Annotated in this window: 1 pseudogene; it reads left to right on the top strand. The window is 67.7% G+C overall.

What is annotated here, in order from left to right:
- Positions 1 to 288 (top strand): annotated as a pseudogene (locus JHE00_RS34755) (TatD family hydrolase); the annotation flags it as partial.

Genomic DNA, 288 nt, shown 5'->3' on the forward strand with positions numbered 1-288 from the left:
CAATGACGGCGTCGTCGCGGTCGGCGAGGTGGGCTACGACTCGATGACCGAGGCCGAGGAGAAGGCCTTCGCCCAGCAGCTGACACTCGCGATCGAGCACGAGCGTCCGGTGCTGGTGCACACGCCGCACCGTGACAAGCTCGCGGGCACCAAGCGCACCCTCGACGTGGTGAGAGAGTCCGGCATCGCGCCCTAGCTGGTCGTGGTGGACCACCTCAACGAGCTCACCGTCGGCCTGGTCGCCGACGCCGGGTGCTGGATGGGCTTCTCCATCTACCCCGACACGAA

It is taken from the genome of Prauserella cavernicola (assembly GCF_016595675.1).
GTDB lineage: Bacteria > Actinomycetota > Actinomycetes > Mycobacteriales > Pseudonocardiaceae > Prauserella_A > Prauserella_A cavernicola.